14 protein-coding genes and 2 pseudogenes are annotated in these 16,440 nt (G+C 62.9%); 14 read left to right on the top strand and 2 right to left on the bottom strand.

Annotation, left to right across the window (positions count from 1 at the left end):
- The first annotated feature begins 19 nt into the window (after positions 1 to 19).
- The 3 genes from Q427_RS19340 to Q427_RS19330 all read left to right on the top strand — a co-directional run bounded on the left by Q427_RS19340 (position 20) and on the right by Q427_RS19330 (position 2,437).
- A complete protein-coding gene (locus Q427_RS19340; protein ID WP_043516742.1) occupies positions 20 to 670 on the top strand; it encodes a sarcosine oxidase subunit gamma in 651 nt (216 codons plus the stop codon).
- 45 nt (positions 671 to 715) lie between these two features.
- Positions 716 to 1,579 (top strand): formyltetrahydrofolate deformylase, encoded by an 864-nt coding sequence (gene purU / locus Q427_RS19335; RefSeq protein ID WP_043516741.1) that lies wholly within the window; start codon positions 716 to 718, stop codon positions 1,577 to 1,579.
- A 255-nt stretch (positions 1,580 to 1,834) separates the two neighbouring features.
- Positions 1,835 to 2,437 (top strand): L,D-transpeptidase, encoded by a 603-nt coding sequence (locus Q427_RS19330; RefSeq protein WP_231613798.1) that lies wholly within the window; start codon positions 1,835 to 1,837, stop codon positions 2,435 to 2,437.
- Positions 2,438 to 2,449: 12 nt separating this feature from the next.
- On the opposite strand, the gene Q427_RS19325 is transcribed toward Q427_RS19330, so the two are convergent.
- Together Q427_RS19325 and Q427_RS19320 are read right to left on the bottom strand one after the other, a co-directional pair.
- Positions 2,450 to 4,156: a GGDEF domain-containing protein gene (locus Q427_RS19325; RefSeq protein ID WP_081786102.1), complete on the bottom strand. Its 1,707-nt coding sequence runs from the start codon at positions 4,154 to 4,156 to the stop codon at positions 2,450 to 2,452.
- A 292-nt stretch (positions 4,157 to 4,448) separates the two neighbouring features.
- On the bottom strand, positions 4,449 to 4,769 hold the full coding sequence (locus Q427_RS19320) for a hypothetical protein (RefSeq protein WP_043516736.1): 321 nt from the start codon (positions 4,767 to 4,769) through the stop codon (positions 4,449 to 4,451).
- A gap of 618 nt (positions 4,770 to 5,387) precedes the next feature.
- On the opposite strand from Q427_RS19320, the gene Q427_RS35610 reads away from it, so the two are divergent.
- From Q427_RS35610 to Q427_RS19275, 11 genes and pseudogenes are all read left to right on the top strand, one after another.
- Complete coding sequence (locus Q427_RS35610) at positions 5,388 to 5,663, top strand: ChaN family lipoprotein (protein WP_269321289.1); 276 nt, start codon at positions 5,388 to 5,390, stop codon at positions 5,661 to 5,663.
- Positions 5,657 to 6,547 (top strand): ChaN family lipoprotein, encoded by an 891-nt coding sequence (locus Q427_RS35605; RefSeq protein ID WP_269321288.1) that lies wholly within the window; start codon positions 5,657 to 5,659, stop codon positions 6,545 to 6,547. The genes Q427_RS35610 and Q427_RS35605 overlap by 7 nt, the downstream gene beginning before the upstream one ends.
- An 11-nt stretch (positions 6,548 to 6,558) precedes the next feature.
- Complete coding sequence (locus Q427_RS31510) at positions 6,559 to 6,726, top strand: hypothetical protein (RefSeq protein ID WP_155833628.1); 168 nt, start codon at positions 6,559 to 6,561, stop codon at positions 6,724 to 6,726.
- The gene (locus Q427_RS19310) at positions 6,723 to 8,540 is read left to right on the top strand and encodes a M1 family metallopeptidase (RefSeq protein ID WP_051496538.1); all 1,818 of its coding nucleotides are present in this window, start codon (positions 6,723 to 6,725) and stop codon (positions 8,538 to 8,540) included. The genes Q427_RS31510 and Q427_RS19310 overlap by 4 nt, the downstream gene beginning before the upstream one ends.
- Positions 8,541 to 8,666: 126 nt before the next feature.
- Entirely contained in the window at positions 8,667 to 9,071 is a 405-nt protein-coding gene (locus Q427_RS19305; RefSeq protein WP_043516734.1) for a hypothetical protein, read from the top strand.
- A 138-nt stretch (positions 9,072 to 9,209) separates the two neighbouring features.
- Positions 9,210 to 9,773 (top strand): alkyl hydroperoxide reductase subunit C, encoded by a 564-nt coding sequence (gene ahpC / locus Q427_RS19300; protein WP_043515649.1) that lies wholly within the window; start codon positions 9,210 to 9,212, stop codon positions 9,771 to 9,773.
- A gap of 174 nt (positions 9,774 to 9,947) precedes the next feature.
- Positions 9,948 to 11,504 (top strand): alkyl hydroperoxide reductase subunit F, encoded by a 1,557-nt coding sequence (ahpF, locus tag Q427_RS19295; protein ID WP_043516733.1) that lies wholly within the window; start codon positions 9,948 to 9,950, stop codon positions 11,502 to 11,504.
- Between the two features lie 220 nt (positions 11,505 to 11,724).
- Positions 11,725 to 12,750 (top strand): amino acid ABC transporter substrate-binding protein, encoded by a 1,026-nt coding sequence (locus tag Q427_RS19290; protein ID WP_043516744.1) that lies wholly within the window; start codon positions 11,725 to 11,727, stop codon positions 12,748 to 12,750.
- A 210-nt stretch (positions 12,751 to 12,960) separates the two neighbouring features.
- A pseudogene (locus Q427_RS19285) lies at positions 12,961 to 13,988 on the top strand (amino acid ABC transporter substrate-binding protein).
- A gap of 114 nt (positions 13,989 to 14,102) precedes the next feature.
- Positions 14,103 to 15,292 (top strand): annotated as a pseudogene (locus tag Q427_RS19280) (amino acid ABC transporter permease).
- 9 nt (positions 15,293 to 15,301) lie between these two features.
- Positions 15,302 to 16,402 (top strand): amino acid ABC transporter permease, encoded by a 1,101-nt coding sequence (locus tag Q427_RS19275; protein ID WP_043516731.1) that lies wholly within the window; start codon positions 15,302 to 15,304, stop codon positions 16,400 to 16,402.
- Positions 16,403 to 16,440 lie beyond the last annotated feature (38 nt).

Here is a 16,440-nt window from a genome sequence, read left to right as displayed (position 1 = left end):
CCCAAGGGAGCGCGCCAGCATGTCTGAACAAACCGCCAACTGGTTCAACCTCTACGACGCTCGCCCCGACACCGAGGTGCCGGCCGAGTCCCCGCTGGCCTGGTCCTACCAGAACAGCGGCCTCCCGAGCGTCAGCCAGAAGAGCCGCGTGGTGCTGCGCGAGCGGGCCATGCTCGGCCACCTGATCCTGCGCGGCGGCGCCATCGTGCTCGATGAGGCCGTGCGCCAGGTGCTCGGCTTCGGCTTGCCGGGGCGTCCCAATACCCTGAGTCATGATGAGGGCGGCGAGCGCTCGGTCCAGTGGCTCTCGCCGGATGAGTGGCTGCTGATCGTCCCCGGTGGCGAGGAGTTCGCCCTGGAGGGCAAGCTGCGCCAGGCCCTGGGCGACGCCCACTACGCCATCGTCAACGTCAGCGGCGGCCAGACCCTGGTCGAGCTCGAGGGCGAGTGCGTCCGGGAGCTGCTGATGAAGTCGACGGCCTACGACGTTCACCCCGACGCCTTTCCGGTGGGCAAGGGCGTCACCACGGTGTTCGCCAAGAGCAGCCTGATCCTGCGCCGCCCCACGGAGGGGCGCTGGGAGCTGGTGCTGCGCAGAAGCTTCGCCGACTATATCTATCGCTGGCTGCTGGATGCCGGAGCGGAATACGCCATCGGCGTCGAGGCCTGACAGTGGCGGGGCCGGCAGCCGCCGGCCCCTTCGGGAGAGCAAACCATGCAAGACAACAATCGCTGGGTCCTGACGGCCCAGTGTCCGAGCCGACTCGGCACTGTGGACGTGGTGACACGTTTTTTGAAGGAGCAGCGCTGCTATATCACCGAGCAGCAATCCTTCGACGATCGCCTGAGCGGCCATTTCTTTATTCGCACGGAATTCAGGCCGGAAGTCGAGGAATTCGCTGGCGAGGCGTTCCAGGCCGGGTTTGCCGAGCGCGCCACCGAGTTCGAGATGACCTTCGAGCTGACGCCGCCGGGCCATCGCCTGCCGGTGGTGATCATGGTCTCCAAGGCCGATCACTGGTTGAACGACCTGCTCTATCGCTATCGGACCGGCCAGTTGCCGATCGATATCCGTGCCATCGTCTCCAACCATCCGGACCTGGGGCCGCTGGCGGAGTGGCACGGGATTCCCTACCACCATTTCCCGGTCACGCCGGAGACCAAGCCCGAGCAGGAGGCTCAGGTGCGGGAGGTGGTCGATGCAACCGGCGCCGAGCTGGTGATCCTGGCCCGCTACATGCAGGTGCTCTCCAGCGAGATGTGCACCAGACTCTCCGGCCGGGCGATCAACATACACCACTCGCTGCTGCCGGGCTTCAAGGGTGCGCGCCCCTACCACCAGGCCTACGAGAAGGGTGTGAAGCTGGTCGGTGCCACCGCCCACTACATCAACGACGACCTGGACGAGGGGCCGATCATCACCCAGGGCGTGGAGCCGGTGAGTCATACCGACTACCCGGAGGATCTCGTCGCCAAGGGGCGCGACGTCGAGTGTCTCACCCTGGCCCGGGCGGTGGCCCTGCACGTGGAGCGGCGGGTCTTCCTGCATGCCAGCCGCACCGTGGTCTTCGACCGCTAGCGACCCGATGGGAATGACATAGGGGCGGTGTAACCCTCTGGGTGGCCCAATTTCCGAGTGACTCCTTATTTTAGTTAAGCGTTTTCTGATTGTTTGAGGCGTCGGGTGACGTGAAACAGATCAAGACGCTAAGCATTAAAGATGGGTAAAATCCCTGCCGATAATCAAAAAACGATACCGCTCTGGGCAGGGGGGAGCATGAACGGAACAATACGTTGTTTGGCGCTTTGCATGGCCGGGCTGGGGAGCGCTGGGGTGCAGGCCAACATCGAGCCTTCCTCGACGCTGGAAGAGGGCATGGAGCCGGCATTTTCCCAGGCCGGATTCCTCTATTCGCTCGATGCCATGGCGATGCCGGCCGGTTTGGTAGCGGATGAGGTCTGGGTCAGTGTGGACCTCAAGGGTCGCCTGGTGACGGTCTACCGGGGGGAATACGTGATAAAGCGGATCGAGCATCTGGCCTACGGGGCCGGAGGCGCGGCCCCGTTGCGGGCGAAGGGAAGCTCCATGACGCCGCTGGGCGAGTTCCGTGTGGATCGGATCAACCGTACCTCGCGCTTCGGTCTGTTCTTCGGTATCGACTATCCCAATGCCGAGGTGGCCTCCGAAGCGCTGAGGATCGGCAAGATCACCCCCGAGGAGTACCACTATATCGAGACCTATCGGGCACGCCACGGTCGGGCACCGCACACCACGGCCCTTGGCGGACTGATCGGCTTGCATGGTCTGGGCAGCGGCGATCCCGATGTGCACCGGCGCTTTGACTGGACGGAGGGATGTGTCGCTGTGGACAATTACCAGATCCGTGCGCTGGATCCCTGGCTCAATATCGGCACTCGGGTCGTGATCCGCGGTTAGGAGAAATGGTAACTAGATCGGCCCTTCTGGCTGAGGAAGGGTGTGTGTGGTATTGACGCAGAGACGGTCACGCCCCTGATGCTTGGCATGATAGAGACTTTCGTCCGCACGCTTGATGATCTGCCATGGATCGCGGTCGCTGACTCGGAGCTCGCTGAGCCCCAGGCTCAACGTGTAGCGGATCAAGCCGGCCTTGGTCTGCACGCTATGTGCCCGATTGAGTTCGAGTATGCGCTGGGCCACCAGATTGGCCTCCTCAAGGCTTGTTTCGGGTAGCACCACCACGAACTCTTCACCGCCGTAGCGGGCAAGATGGTCCTGGGCGCGAAGCCCGCTGCGGGTCACCCTGACGATCTCCTTCAGCACCTGGTCGCCCACCAGGTGGCCGAACTCATCGTTGACCTGCTTGAAGTTATCCACATCCATCAGGATGACCGTTAGCGCATGGCCAGCGCGCCGTGAGCGTTGAAACTCCTGATGCAGTTGCTGCTCGAAGAGGCGTCGATTCCCAGCCCCGGTCAACCCATCCTGGTCGGCCAACTGCTGGAGTGCCGCTTCGGCCTCCCGACGCCTTTGGACCTCCTCCTTCAGGCGTCGGTTGGTGATAAACAGATAGCCGGCAAGTCCAGCCACGACTGTCACCACGCTGATGATGGGCAGCAACCAGCGCCAAAGTGTGAGCAGCAGAGTGAGGATAGTCGGGGGTGCTGGCTGGAACAAAAAACCATCCAGATCATAGTCGTCGATAATACCCATGGCCTGGTACAGGGTGCCGATACTCTGCCAGCGCTGCGGGTTACTGTAGCCGATCTCGATGAGGGCCGGTTGCATCAGCTCTCGAACCTCCTCGGCCTCATGCAAGAGCAGGTCGCGATCGATGTCTCCATGGCGCCTGGGATACACGTCCAGAATCAGGTCGACGGTCTCTTCAATGTTTTCAAAGGCATACACCCACCCTCTTATGGCGGCCTCACGAAAGGCAGCGACGCGCTCGGGGTGCTGTTCCAGCATTGACTGGCGGGTGAATAACAGGTCGCCATAGAAATCAATACCGTAGTCGGCAGGCCGGATGATCACCGGCTCCTCTCCCTGTCGACGAACGCTATAGGGGCCATCGGTCGAGTAGGCCGGCACCAGTTGGGTTCGACCTGCGTAAAGGTCCTGCAGGTTCCAGCTTGGTGCAGAGTTCTCCAGCGCTTCGAGGTCGGCCCCGGCGGCAAGGAAGGTGGCCAGCGTTTCGGCACTGATGCGCTCATCCACCCCCGGCAGTGTGACGCTGATGGGACGATGGCCGATCTCCTCCAGCCGCGAGAAGCCGAAGCGCTCCAGGGTCAAGAACACCAGCGGCGAGCGCTGCATGATATTGGCGACCACCATGACCGGCTCGCCGCGGGAATGATGCATGAGCAGATCAGAGCGGGACACACCGAAGTCGGCCCGCCTGGCTACCACCTCCCGCACCGGATCCACTGCTCGTCCGGGCGTGTGATAACCCCCATCGCGGATCTCGACATCCAGGCCGGCTTCCTGGAAGTAACCCTGCGCCTTGGCCGCGTAGTAGCCGGCAAACTGAAACTGGTGATACCACAGCAGCTGAAGGGAGACCGGCGTCAGCGGCGCCTGGTTGGCGAGTATCGGTCGCGGTGAGGCGAGCAGGCCCAGTGCCAGCAGCAGCGTGGCGCACACAGTCAGGAGGCACCTGCCGGAACGGTTGGGCATAGTTGCCCCCAATGGGATAGATGACTCACCGAGTGTAACCAGTATGAAACGGAAAGGCAGCTGTTCTGGGGACGAAGCTGTAGAATATGCGATACCGTCATCCGTCGGGGCTTCGGTGATAGCGAGAGTTATGCCGTTTATTCCTCGTTTATTCGCGGTGGAGCATTAGGTGGAGCGCGGTGTCCTGCAGCTGAACCTGAGCCACACGCTGGAACCGGCGCATGATCGTGCTGCCCGCTCGGATACCGCGGCGGTAGTCAACTATGAGGTGACGTTCTGAGCGGTTGGCGCGTTAAAGTCGCCGAATCTCGATCAGATGGCCGATGACGGGGTAGCCGGCTTTCTTGGCGGCCTTTTCAGCTTCCAGCTGTGCCTCGAGTTTGGAAATGCTGCTTGAGTGGTGCTCGAAGACGCTGTCCTGCTCGAGAGACTTGGTGCGTACAGCGAGTCTGACCAGGTGGCCGGTCTTGTAGGAGCTGGCCGATTGACCGGGCGACTTGGACTCTCTGTCGGGCGTGGGGCGAGTCGGCCGCTTGCTCTCCTGCTTGGGGTTTTGAAAGGCGCTGATTTCACGCCGCATGGATTCTTCAAATTCCTGTAGTTCTGTCTTCATTGGCTCTCTATACGTCGGTAAGGTAATCAAGAATAAGGTGAGTGGTAGTGAGTATCAGTTTCGATACTCAAGGAGTCGGCAATAGAATTGCCATGTAATATAACCGGGTGGGCCGCAGCTTGACGATGTAATGACTGCGTGTCGGCCCAGAACAAAAAGTGACGAGGACGAGTTTCAAAGGGCAGGAGCCTGGCGGATCAAGGCCCTTGCTTGGCTCAGGCCATCGCTCCGCTATCACTAGTCGCTCGAAAAACTGGCCCGCTGCTCCAAGACGCGCAGCATTGGCGCCACCCCGTCGAAACTCGCTTGATTAGCTAGCCAATTCAATAACCCAGGTTATGAGTCGTTCGCCGGGAGTGGCGAATAAACAGCGCCGTCGGCCCACTCATTCGCAGTTGGAAAAGCACTGCAGTTCTGGAGCATATCCAAACCTTGGTTGCCGAACAACCTGAAAAGGTTGATCCCGCTTTCGACTTGTGACGAGCTGACATGGGCTGGCTCGACTCACACGGAGGGGGCCGGGCTTCGCGTGTGATGACCTGCCGTCGGGATCTGGTGGCTGCCAAGAGACAGCGAATGCGCCATGATGGTGTGAGTGTACCCGCGCAGGAGCCGTCGATGCCATTTCCGTTTATCTTTCCCAAGGGGCGCCTGAGGCTTGTTTGCCTGGCTTGTGCGCTCATGTCGAGCGCCATTGCCGTTCAGGCCGATACCTGCCCCGCCCCTGGTCAGTGGCTGCAACCCGAGGGAGCACGCCTGGCGCCGGATGCCCTCTTTGCCGAGCTGGCCGAGCGCAATGTGGTGTTGCTTGGTGAGCAGCACGATGACATGGATCATCATCGTTGGCAGCTGCATACCCTGGCAGGCCTGCATGCGCAGCGCCCGATATGGTGATCGCCCTGGAAATGCTGCCGCGAGAAGCACAGCCGGTGCTCGATGCCTGGGTGGCGGGCGAGCTCGGTGAGCAGGCGTTCATCGATGAGAGTCGATGGAATACCGCCTGGGGTTTCGATCCGGCGCTCTATTTCCCCATCCTGCATTTTGCCCGCCTGCATCGGGTGCCGCTCAAGGCGATCAACGTGACTCCGGAACTGCGTGGCCGGTTGGCCGACGAGGGCTGGGAGGCGGTACCGGAGGGCGAGCGATTCGGCATCACCGCACCGGTCGAGCCGCCGTCTGCCTATCGCGAGCGCCTGGCGGAGGTGTATGCGCACCATCCGTCCCGCGGTGACGAAGCGGGGCTCGAGCGCTTCATCGAGGCGCAGCTAGTTTGGGATCGGGCCATGGCTTACGGCCTGACACAGGCCCGAGAGGAGGCCGACCTGGTGGTTGGCCTGATCGGCCAGGGGCATCTGCAATATGAGCACGGCGTACCCCATCAGCTCACGGCACTGGGCGTCGAGAGTCACGCGACGCTGTTGCCCTGGGCCGTTGGCGGGGAAGCGTGCAGTCCGCCGCCGGAAGGCCTGGCCAGGGCGGTCTTTACTATCGATGAGAGCGGGTATGAGGCAGTCCCCCCGATGCAACTGGGCGTCTATACCACGCCCCACGAGGAGGGTGTCGAAATTCACGCCATCCTCGAGGGCTCCGTTGCCGAACAGGCGGGTCTCGAGGCGGGAGACATCATCCTTGAAGCCGCGGGTGAGTCCATGGCTCGCCCCGCCGATCTGACCGGCCTGGTTCGCCAGCAGCGGCCGGGCACCCTGCTGCCGCTGATCATTCGACGGCAGGGTGATGAGCGGGAGATCCTGGCCCGTTTTCCACCGCGCTCAACGTGAGAGGTCGAGGTATGTCGTGGCTGGTCGGGGGGATCGTGCCCTTGCTGCTGTTCCTGTCGTGGTCACTGGCGCTGGCATTGCCGGCACATGCCACTGAACCGGTGCTGGCAGAGGGTGAGCGTGACGTGGGACTGACGATTCGGCTGGAGCCTCATCGCAGCGGATCCAGGGCGAGATGACCGTGCGTCCGCCCCCTCCCGTGGGCAGGTTCCAGCTCGCTGCTGGGCTCACCATTGCTGAGGCGCTGGTCGACGACGAGGCATTGTCGCTGGAGCCGGGGGCGGCAGGGCGCTATCGCCTGGCGCTGCCACCGGAGGCCGAGTCGGTGACGCTGCGCTGGAGCGGCAGGCTCGAAGCCGAGGATGGCCGGCTGAGAGTCTCACCGGAGGGCAGCCTGCTGACAGACGGTGGCTGGTATCCTCGGTTTGCCGAGCTGGGACCCTTTGCGTTGCACATCGAGGTCCAGGTGCCCAAGGGACAGCGGGCGGTGGCCACGGGGTCGCTGGTCGAGGAGCCCCTGGCTGACGAGACGGGTTATCGAGTGCGGCACTACCATCCGCGAACCGAGTCCATAGTGCTGGCCACGGGGCCGTGGCGGGAGCGCCAGCAGACGGTGGATGGCGTGCGTATCCGAACCCTGTTCCCCGCCGAGCTGGACGATGACTACGCCGAGACCTATCTCGCTCACTCTGGCCGCTACCTCGCCCAGTTCAGCGAGCGTGTCGGCGACTATCCTTACGACAGCTTCACCATTGCCGCGTCGCCGGCGCCGCTGGGGCTGGCCTTTCCCGGGTTCACCCTGCTCGGCGAGCGGGTGATCCCGCTGCCGTTCATACCGCATACGTCCCTGGCTCACGAACTGATGCACGCCTGGTGGGGTGCCGGCGTTCGGGTGGACTACGCCAGCGGCAACTGGTCGGAGGCGCTGACCACCTATCTGGCCGATTATCATCTGGACGAATTGCGTGGCGAAGCCCGTGAAACCCGCCGTCGCTGGCTGGTCGACCTGGCAGCCTTGCCCGACACCTTCGATCGGTCGCTGGTGGACTTCCGCGGTAGCCGCGACCCAGCCATGCGGCTACTGGGCTATCAACACGGTGCGATGCTCTTTCACATGTTGCGACAGCGCATTGGTGACGAGGCGTTCGATGCTGGCCTCAAGCGCTTCGCCGCGGGACATATGCACGTGACCGCGAGCTGGGATGACCTGGCCGCGGCCTTATCGGCGGAGGCCGACGAGGACCTGCGAGACTTCCTCGGCGCCTGGCTTCACAGGCCTGGGCGGCCGGCGTTGCGCATAACGAGGGTCGAGCGCCGTGAAAGCGAGACAGGCTGGCAGGTGGGGGGCGTGCTCGAACAGACGGGTGGCCACGCGCCATGGCCGCTGTCGGTACCGATGGTGGTAGAGACCAGCAGTGGGGCCGTGCGCCATGATGTCGCGCTCGAGACCCGGCAAGCCAGGTTTTCGCTATCGTATGACGCAGAGCCCCTGTCCCTGGCCGTCGATCCTGACCATGACCTGCTGCGCCAGCTCGATCCGGCGCCGTTCATTCTGAGGCATGTCGCCCTGCACCCCGAGAGTCGCCTGCTGGTGCTGTCGAAGGACATGGAGGCCAAGGGCCGCGAGTGGGTCCAGCAGGCCCTGGGGCGGCCTCTGGCCCTGGTTCGCGAACCGTCGCTCGATGACGAAGCGCCGCTGCTAGTCCTTGGCGACGACGACGAGGTCGCCGCCTGGCTCGCCGAGCAGGCATTGCCCGAGCCGTCGGAGGCCCTGGCGGAACAGGGTGAGGCGCGGATGTGGACGCTGCCGGAAAGTCGGGTGGCGGTGGTGAGCGCCGCGGAGCATGGCCAGCTGCAGCGGTTGGTGGCATCACTGAGACACCATCAGCATCGCAGCTATCTGGTTCAGGACGGCGAGGGCGATACCCTCGAGGCCGGCATATGGCCGCTGGACGAAGCGGGCCTGCACGTCGACTTTTTGTCCACGCGCTGACGCCGGGTGGCGAGCAGCGCCATGGCGAATGCGTTATCGTATCGGGTGCGCCTTGCCCCTGGCTGGCCCCTGTTTCATTATTGGCGTCGCCAGTGCGATGCTGCGAACGAGTTCTGGAGGAGCGTCTTGGCCATTTCCCGATTTACCGATCTGCTGGAAGAGGCGAAGCAGCAGCCCGAGCCGCAGCGGCTGCTGTTTGTCTTCACCCGTGCCGAGCTGCCGGACAACCCTACCGACGAGCAGCGCCAGCGTTTCGAGCAGGGCGAGGGCGGGGTCCTGACCCCGGCGCTATGCGTTGACAAGTCACCCGAGGAGCTCAGTGACATGGAGGCGCTGGTGGCGGAGTCGCGCAATACCGGTATCGAGTGGGATATCGTGTTCGTGGCTGCGCTTTCCGGCAGTGGCCAGCAGCCGCCGTCTGGCGAGGAAGCCGAGCGTCACCTGCAGCGAATGGTTGAATCGCTCAAGATGGGTAATATTGAGAGCTTCCTGGCGCTGGATCGCCAGGGAGAGGTGGTGTCGTTTCAATAAATGTTTCAATAAGTTAAGCACCGCCCATAGGCGTTGCTTATCACCGCCATGTTAGCATTCAATTTAGCCTATCGGGGCTCAGCGGTTACCATGGGCCCCGTATTCGGATCATCAACCACCGACAAGGAGCATTACTGAATGTCCCTGATCAACACCGAAGTCAAGCCGTTCAAAGCCACCGCTTTCCACAATGGCGAGTTCATCGATGTCACCGAAGAGAGCCTGAAGGGCAAGTGGAACATCTTTTTCTTCTATCCGGCCGACTTCACTTTCGTCTGCCCCACCGAGTTGGGTGACCTGGCGGACAACTACGAAGAGTTCAAGAAGCTGGGCGTCGAGGTCTACGGTGTTTCCACCGATACCCACTTCACCCACAAGGCATGGCACGACAGCTCCGAGACGATCAACAAGATCCAGTACCCGATGCTGGCCGACCCGACCCTGACCATTTCGCGCAACTTCGAGGTGCTGATCGAGGAAGCCGGTCTGGCCGAGCGCGGTACCTTCGTGATCGATCCGGAAGGCAAGATCCAGATCGTCGAGATCAACGCTGGCAACATTGGCCGTAACGCCGAAGAACTGCTGCGCAAGGTCAAGGCTGCCCAGTACGTGGCCGCCAACCCGAACGAAGTCTGCCCCGCCAAGTGGAAGGAAGGCGAAGAGACCCTGTCTCCGTCCCTGGACCTGGTCGGCAAGATCTAAACGACGCTTGCCGAACCCGCGAGGCTCCCCCCTGGCCTCGTGAGTTCCACGCCCGGGCACACTACGCCCGGGCGATCCAAGACCGAGCCCCTGACCCGACGTGCGCTGGCCACTGGCCTCGCAGGGCGTCGAGTCATGCCTGTTTCATGAGCCAGACATGAGGAAGCCGCTGTCATGTTGGACGACAATCTGAAGAGCCAGCTGCAGACGTATTTGCAAAAGGTCACCCAACCGTTCGAGATCGTCGCGTCCCTCGATGACGGCGACAAGTCTCAGGAGATGTTCAAGCTGCTGCAGCAGATTGTCGGCTTGAGCGACAAGATTACCCTGCGCAGCGATGGTCGCGATGCCCGCACGCCGTCGTTCGCCCTGAATCGCCCCGGGGAAGATACTGGCCTGGCGTTCGCCGGTATCCCCATGGGCCATGAGTTCACCTCGCTGGTATTGGCCCTGCTGCAGGTCGGCGGGCACCCGCCCAAGGTCTCCGATGAGGTGATCGAGCAGATCAGGAGCCTCGACGACGAGCTGAACTTCGAAACCTATTACTCGCTCTCCTGCCAGAACTGCCCCGACGTGGTTCAGGCGCTCAACCTGATGGCGGTGCTCAATCCCAAGGTGCGCCATGTGGCCATCGACGGGGCACTGTTCCAGGACGAGGTGGAGAAGCGCGAGGTGATGTCGGTGCCGAGCATCTACCTCAATGGCGAACCCTTCGACCAGGGACGCATGGGTCTCGAGCAGATCCTGGCCAAGGTCGATACCGGCGCCGCCAAGCGCGAGGCTGCCAAGCTCAACGAGAAGCCGGCCTACGAGGTGCTGATGGTGGGCGGCGGCCCGGCCGGTGCCGCGGCAGCCATCTATGCCGCACGCAAGGGCATACGCACGGGCGTTGCTACCGAGCGCTTCGGCGGTCAGGTCCTCGATACCATGGCCATCGAGAACTTCATCTCCGTTTCGGAGACCAACGGCCCGAAGCTGGCCGCCGCGCTGGAGGAGCACGTCAAGCAGTACGACGTGGATATCATGCCGTTGCAGCGGGCCGTCAAGCTGGTGCCGGCATCGCAGCCCGGTGGCGAGCATGAGGTTGTGTTCGAGTCGGGCGCTTCGCTCAAGAGCCGCTCCCTGATACTCGCGACCGGTGCTCGCTGGCGTGAGATGGGCGTGCCCGGCGAGGAGGAGTACCGCAACAAGGGCGTGGCCTACTGCCCCCACTGCGATGGCCCCTTGTTCAAGGGCAAGCGTGTGGCGGTAATCGGTGGCGGTAACTCCGGCGTCGAGGCCGCCATCGACCTGGCCGGCCTGGTGGAGCATGTCACCCTGATCGAGTTCATGGATGAGCTGCGTGCCGATGCGGTGCTGCAGAAGAAGCTCGCCAGCCTGGCCAACGTGGACGTGATCAAGGGAGCCAGGACCACCGAAGTCAACGGCGATGGCAGGCGGGTGAATGGCCTCACCTACGAGGAGCGGTCAAGCGGTGAGCTGCGCAGGCTCGACCTGGAGGGTATCTTCGTGCAGATCGGCCTGGTGCCCAACACCGAGTGGTTGACCGACTCGCCGATCGAGCTTTCTCCGCGCGGCGAGATCGTCATCGACGATCACGGCATGACCTCGGTGCCGGGCATCTTTGCCGCCGGCGATGTCACCACCGTGCCCTACAAGCAGATCGTCATCGCCATGGGTGAGGGCTCCAAGGCGGCACTGGGTGCCTTCGACTATCTGATTCGCCTCTGACGACGGCTTCCGTCGACTCGCCCGGCGAAGGGTGACCAGATCGCCCCCTCAGGCTCAGCCTGCGGGGGCGTTTTCCTTTGCATCCGAGGGTGATCGGGGTGAGGAGAGAGTGGCTCGCCCAAATGATCAGGTGAAAGTGGTGGGTATATAGGCTAATGATAATGCAGGCGGCAGCTGCACCGGCCCCTGACATGACCCACCATGGAGAGGGATGAACCACATGACGGATAACAATACGCTGGCTCGGCTCATGCCGGCAATCGTGCTGACACTTGGCGCCACTGGACTGGCGCAAGCCGGCACCCTGGAGGATGTGCGCGACCAGGGCCATGTGCGCTGCGGCGTCAACGCCGCCCAGCCGGGCTTCTCGGCGCTGGATGACGAGAATGCCTATCGGGGGCTGGATACCGATGTGTGCCGCGCGATCGCTGCCGCGGTGCTTGGCGATGCCGAGAGCGTGCGCTTCGTGCCGCTGGACTCCGTGGAGCGCTTTACGGCCATCCAGTCGGGGGAGGTCGATGTGCTGTCGCGAACCACGACCTGGACCTCGAGCCGGGATACCGGCATGGGGGTCAACTTCACCGGGGTGAGCTACTACGATGGCCAGGCCTTCATGGTGGCAAGCGATCTGGGTATCTCGAGTGCGCTGGAGCTGGATGGGGCCGATGTCTGTACCCAGACCGGCACCACCAGTGAACTGAACCTGGCGGACTTCTTCCGCGTCAATGAGATGAGCTACAACCCCATCGTGTTCGACTCCCCCGAACAGGCGATTGCCGGCTTCGAAGCGGGGCGCTGCGACGTGCTCAGCTCCGACGCCTCGCAACTCTACTCCCAGCGCATGCAGCTGCCCGACCCCGACAGCGCCGTGGTGCTGGCGGATATCATCTCCAAGGAGCCGTTGGGCCCGGCGGTGCGTCAAGGGGACGACCGATGGTTCAACATCGTCAAGTGGTCGCTGTTCGCCATGATCAACGCCGAGGAGATGGGCATTACCCAAGCCAACGTCGACGACATGCTCGACTCCGAAGACCCGGACATCGCCCGATTGCTGGGGCGTGACGGCAACTATGGCGAGGCCATGGGTCTGGAGGCCGACTGGGCCTATCAGATCGTCAGTCAGGTGGGCAACTACGGAGAAATGTTCGAGCGCAACGTCGGTGAGGGTTCCGAGTTCAAGATCTCCCGCGGACTAAATGCGCTCTGGACGGACGGGGGAATCCAGTACGCACCGCCGGTGCGTTGAAGACAGCTGCACGATCTTTGTGCACTGGGGGGTGGCTGGTGGGTTGGTTGCCCCTTGGTAGGTCAAGGGATTGGTCAAATTTACTGCCCTGGGAGCGTTGAATAAACGGTATGCCTGCAACGGTGCGTTTGTGGAATGATCTTTGCTATGGTCACTACCACATGCTTGCGCATGGACCTTATATCCCTAATATGAAGCGAGATTTTCCCTATGCTGAACAAGAAAAACAAGCTGGTCTTACTGGCCACAGCCGGTGCCATGGTGCTTGGAGCCAATTCCGTGGCACAGGCCTCTACCCTGGATGACACCAAGAATCGCGGTGCCGTGCAGTGCGGCGTCAGTGACGGCCTGCCGGGCTTCTCCGCGCCGGACGATCAGGGTGAGTGGCAGGGCCTCGACGTGGACGTCTGTCGTGCCGTGGCCGCCGCCGTCTTCGGCGATGCCGAGGCGGTGCGCTATATCTCGCTGAACGCCGTGGAGCGCTTCACCGCGCTGCAGTCCGGCGAAGTGGACGTGCTCTCGCGCAACACCACCTGGACCACGACCCGTGACACCACCCTGGGCCTGAACTTTACCGGCGTGAACTTCTACGACGGCATCGGCTTCATGATCAACCGCGACCTGGGTGTTTCCAGCTCCACAGAGCTCGACGGTGCGGCGGTCTGTGTGCAGTCCGGCACCACCACCGAGCTGAACGTCGCCGACTACTTCCGTGCCAATGGCATGGATTTCGACCCCATCGTCTTCGATACCTCCGAGCAGACCGTGGGCGGCTACGAGGCCGGCCGCTGCGACGTCCTGACCTCCGATACCTCCCAGCTGGCGGCCCTGCGCATCCAGCTCTCCGATCCCGACGGTTCGGTGATCCTGCCGGAAGTCATCTCCAAGGAGCCGCTGGGCCCGGTGGTTCGTCAGGGTGACGACCAGTGGTTCAACATCGTCAAGTGGTCGCTGTTCGCCATGCTCAACGCCGAGGAGATGGGCATCACCAGCGACAACGTCGACGAGATGCTCGCCTCCGAAGATCCGGACATCGCTCGCCTGCTGGGCCAGGATGGCAACTACGGCCAGGGCATGGGCATCGAGGCCGACTGGGCCTACAACATCATCAAGCAAGTGGGTAACTACGGCGAGAGCTACGAGCGCAACGTGGGCATGGACTCCCCGCTGCAGATCGAGCGTGGCATCAACGCCTCTGGACCCAGGGTGGCATTCAGTACGCACCGCCGATTCGCTGATCGAACCGTCCGAGGCGCTGCGTGATGGCGCCTCGAGCCTTGTTATGCCCCGGCCCGGTTATCCCGGGCCGGGGCTAGATACCTGCTTGACGGATCCAGGCGGAGAGTCCCTTCATGTCCGTTCGACCCCAGGCCCATCCGGTGGGCCCCAAACCGCCTTTCTGGCGTGATCGCGCCAAGCGCGCACTGATCTTCCAGGTATTGCTGATCGCTGCAGTGGCGGCCTTTCTGCTCTATATCGTCGGCAATACCCAGGCCAACCTGGCCGCTCGCGGCATCACGACCGGCTTCGGCTTCCTGAGCAATACGGCCGGCTTCGGTATCGTCCAGAGCCTGATCGACTACTCGTCCCAGAGCACCTACGGTCGTACCTTCGTGGTAGGGCTGCTCAATACCCTGCTGGTTTCGGCGCTGGGGGTACTGGCGGCGACGATCATCGGCTTCACCGTGGGCATCGCCCGGCTTTCGCCCAACTGGCTGATCGCCCGACTGGCCAACGGCTATATCGAGATATTCCGCAACATTCCTCTGCTGCTGCAGATATTCTTCTGGTACTACGCCGTGCTGCGGACCATGCCGAGTGCCCGCGACAGCCTGTCGCTGGGTGAGGTGGTGTTCCTCAACGTGCGTGGCCTCTACCTGCCCGAGCCGCTGTTCGAGTCCGGCTTCGGGCTGATACCCCTGACCCTGGGCATTGCCGTGGCGGCCAGCGTCGCCCTGGTGGTCTGGAACAAGCGTCGCCACGAGGCCACGGGCAAGCGCTTCCCGGCTGGCTGGATCTCGCTTGGTTGATTCTCGGCTTGCCGATGCTGGTGCTGGTTGTCACCGGCGTGCCGGTGACCTGGGATGTGCCGGAACTGACCGGCTTCAACTTCCGCGGTGGCATCACCATCATTCCGGAGTTCCTCGCCCTGTGGCTGGCGCTGTCGATCTATACCGCATCGTTCATTGCCGAGATCGTGCGCTCGGGCATCCAGGCGATCTCCCACGGCCAGACCGAGGCCGCCCAGGCGCTTAGTCTGCCGCGCAATTTGGTGCTGCGCCTGGTGGTGGTGCCCCAGGCCATGCGGGTGATCATTCCGCCCCTGACCAGCCAGTATCTCAACCTGATCAAGAACTCGTCGCTTGCCACCGCCATCGGCTATCCGGACCTGGTCTCGGTGTTCGCCGGGACCACGCTCAACCAGACGGGGCAGGCGATCGAGGTCATCGCCATGACCATGGCGGTCTACCTGACCATCAGCCTGCTGGTGTCCATGTTCATGAACTGGTTCAACGCCCGCGTGGCGCTGGTGGAACGCTAGGAGAGCGCCATGACAATTCAATCGAAGATGATCGAGGCGCGCCCCGCACCCAGGAGCACCGTTGGCCCGGTGGCCTGGATGCGCGCCAACCTCTTCAGCGGCCCGGTGAACACGGTGTTCACCCTGCTGGGGTTCTACCTGCTCTACATTCTGCTGACGCCGACGATCCAGTGGGCCTTCATCAACGCCGATTGGATCGGTACCAGCCGTGACGACTGCTCCCGGGAGGGCGCCTGCTGGGTGTTCGTCAACGCCCGCCTCGGCCAGTTCATCTATGGGCTCTATCCCGGCAGCGAGATCTGGCGGGTCAACCTGACCTTTGCCACCTTCGCCGGGCTGATTGCCTGGCTGGCGATACCGCGGCTGCCTTACAAGCGCTGGATCGCGGTGGCGACGCTGGTGGGCTTCCCGCTGCTGGCCTATTTCCTGCTCTACGGCGGTCACTTCGGCCTGCGCGTGGTGGAAACCCACCGCTGGGGCGGGCTGATGCTGACCCTGGTGCTGGCGGTGGTGGGCATGGTGGGTGCCCTGCCCATCGGCATCATGCTGGCGCTGGGCAGGCGCTCGCAGATGCCCATCGTCAAGAGCTTCTGCGTGGTGTTCATCGAGTTCTGGCGCGGCGTACCCCTGATCACGGTGCTGTTCATGGCCTCGGTGATGCTGCCGCTGTTCATGCCCACCGGGGTCAGCGTCGACCGCCTGATCCGTGCCTTCATCGGTATCACCCTGTTCCAGAGTGCCTACATGGCCGAGGTGATCCGGGGTGGTCTGCAGGCGATTCCGCGGGGCCAGGAGGAGGCGGCGGCTGCCCTGGGCATGGGCTACTGGAAGCGGATGGGCCTGATCGTGCTGCCCCAGGCGCTGAAGATGATGATCCCGGGCATCGTCAATACCTTCATCTCGCTGTTCAAGGACACCACCCTGGTCATGATCATCGGGCTCTTCGACCTGCTGGGTATCGTTCAGGCGGCCCTGTCCGACTCCCGCTGGCTGGGCTTTGCCCTGGAGGGGTATGTCTTCGCCGCCTTCATGTTCTGGGTCTTCTGTTTCAGCATGTCGCGCTATAGCCAGTATCTCGAGCGGAAGCTGCATACCGGCCATAAAAGATAAGGAACGCAAACAATGAATGAACAGGCGACAACTCCAAG

The organism is Halomonas sp. BC04, assembly GCF_000568385.1.
This window is presented reverse-complemented; position numbering and strand designations above follow the sequence as displayed.

Bases quoted from the DNA above. Each gene is read 5' to 3' on its own strand.
- Q427_RS35605 (WP_269321288.1), top strand. From the start codon at position 5,657: ATGGTGATCGCCCTGGAAATGCTGCCGCGAGAAGCACAGCCGGTGCTC.
- ahpF (WP_043516733.1), top strand. From the start codon at position 9,948: ATGTTGGACGACAATCTGAAGAGCCAGCTGCAGACGTATTTGCAAAAG.
- ahpC (WP_043515649.1), top strand. From the start codon at position 9,210: ATGTCCCTGATCAACACCGAAGTCAAGCCGTTCAAAGCCACCGCTTTC.
- purU (WP_043516741.1), top strand. From the start codon at position 716: ATGCAAGACAACAATCGCTGGGTCCTGACGGCCCAGTGTCCGAGCCGA.
- Q427_RS19320 (WP_043516736.1), bottom strand. From the start codon at position 4,769: ATGAAGACAGAACTACAGGAATTTGAAGAATCCATGCGGCGTGAAATC.
- Q427_RS35610 (WP_269321289.1), top strand. From the start codon at position 5,388: ATGCCATTTCCGTTTATCTTTCCCAAGGGGCGCCTGAGGCTTGTTTGC.
- Q427_RS19310 (WP_051496538.1), top strand. From the start codon at position 6,723: ATGACCGTGCGTCCGCCCCCTCCCGTGGGCAGGTTCCAGCTCGCTGCT.
- Q427_RS19340 (WP_043516742.1), top strand. From the start codon at position 20: ATGTCTGAACAAACCGCCAACTGGTTCAACCTCTACGACGCTCGCCCC.
- Q427_RS19325 (WP_081786102.1), bottom strand. From the start codon at position 4,156: ATGCCCAACCGTTCCGGCAGGTGCCTCCTGACTGTGTGCGCCACGCTG.
- Q427_RS19290 (WP_043516744.1), top strand. From the start codon at position 11,725: ATGACGGATAACAATACGCTGGCTCGGCTCATGCCGGCAATCGTGCTG.
- Q427_RS31510 (WP_155833628.1), top strand. From the start codon at position 6,559: ATGTCGTGGCTGGTCGGGGGGATCGTGCCCTTGCTGCTGTTCCTGTCG.
- Q427_RS19275 (WP_043516731.1), top strand. From the start codon at position 15,302: ATGACAATTCAATCGAAGATGATCGAGGCGCGCCCCGCACCCAGGAGC.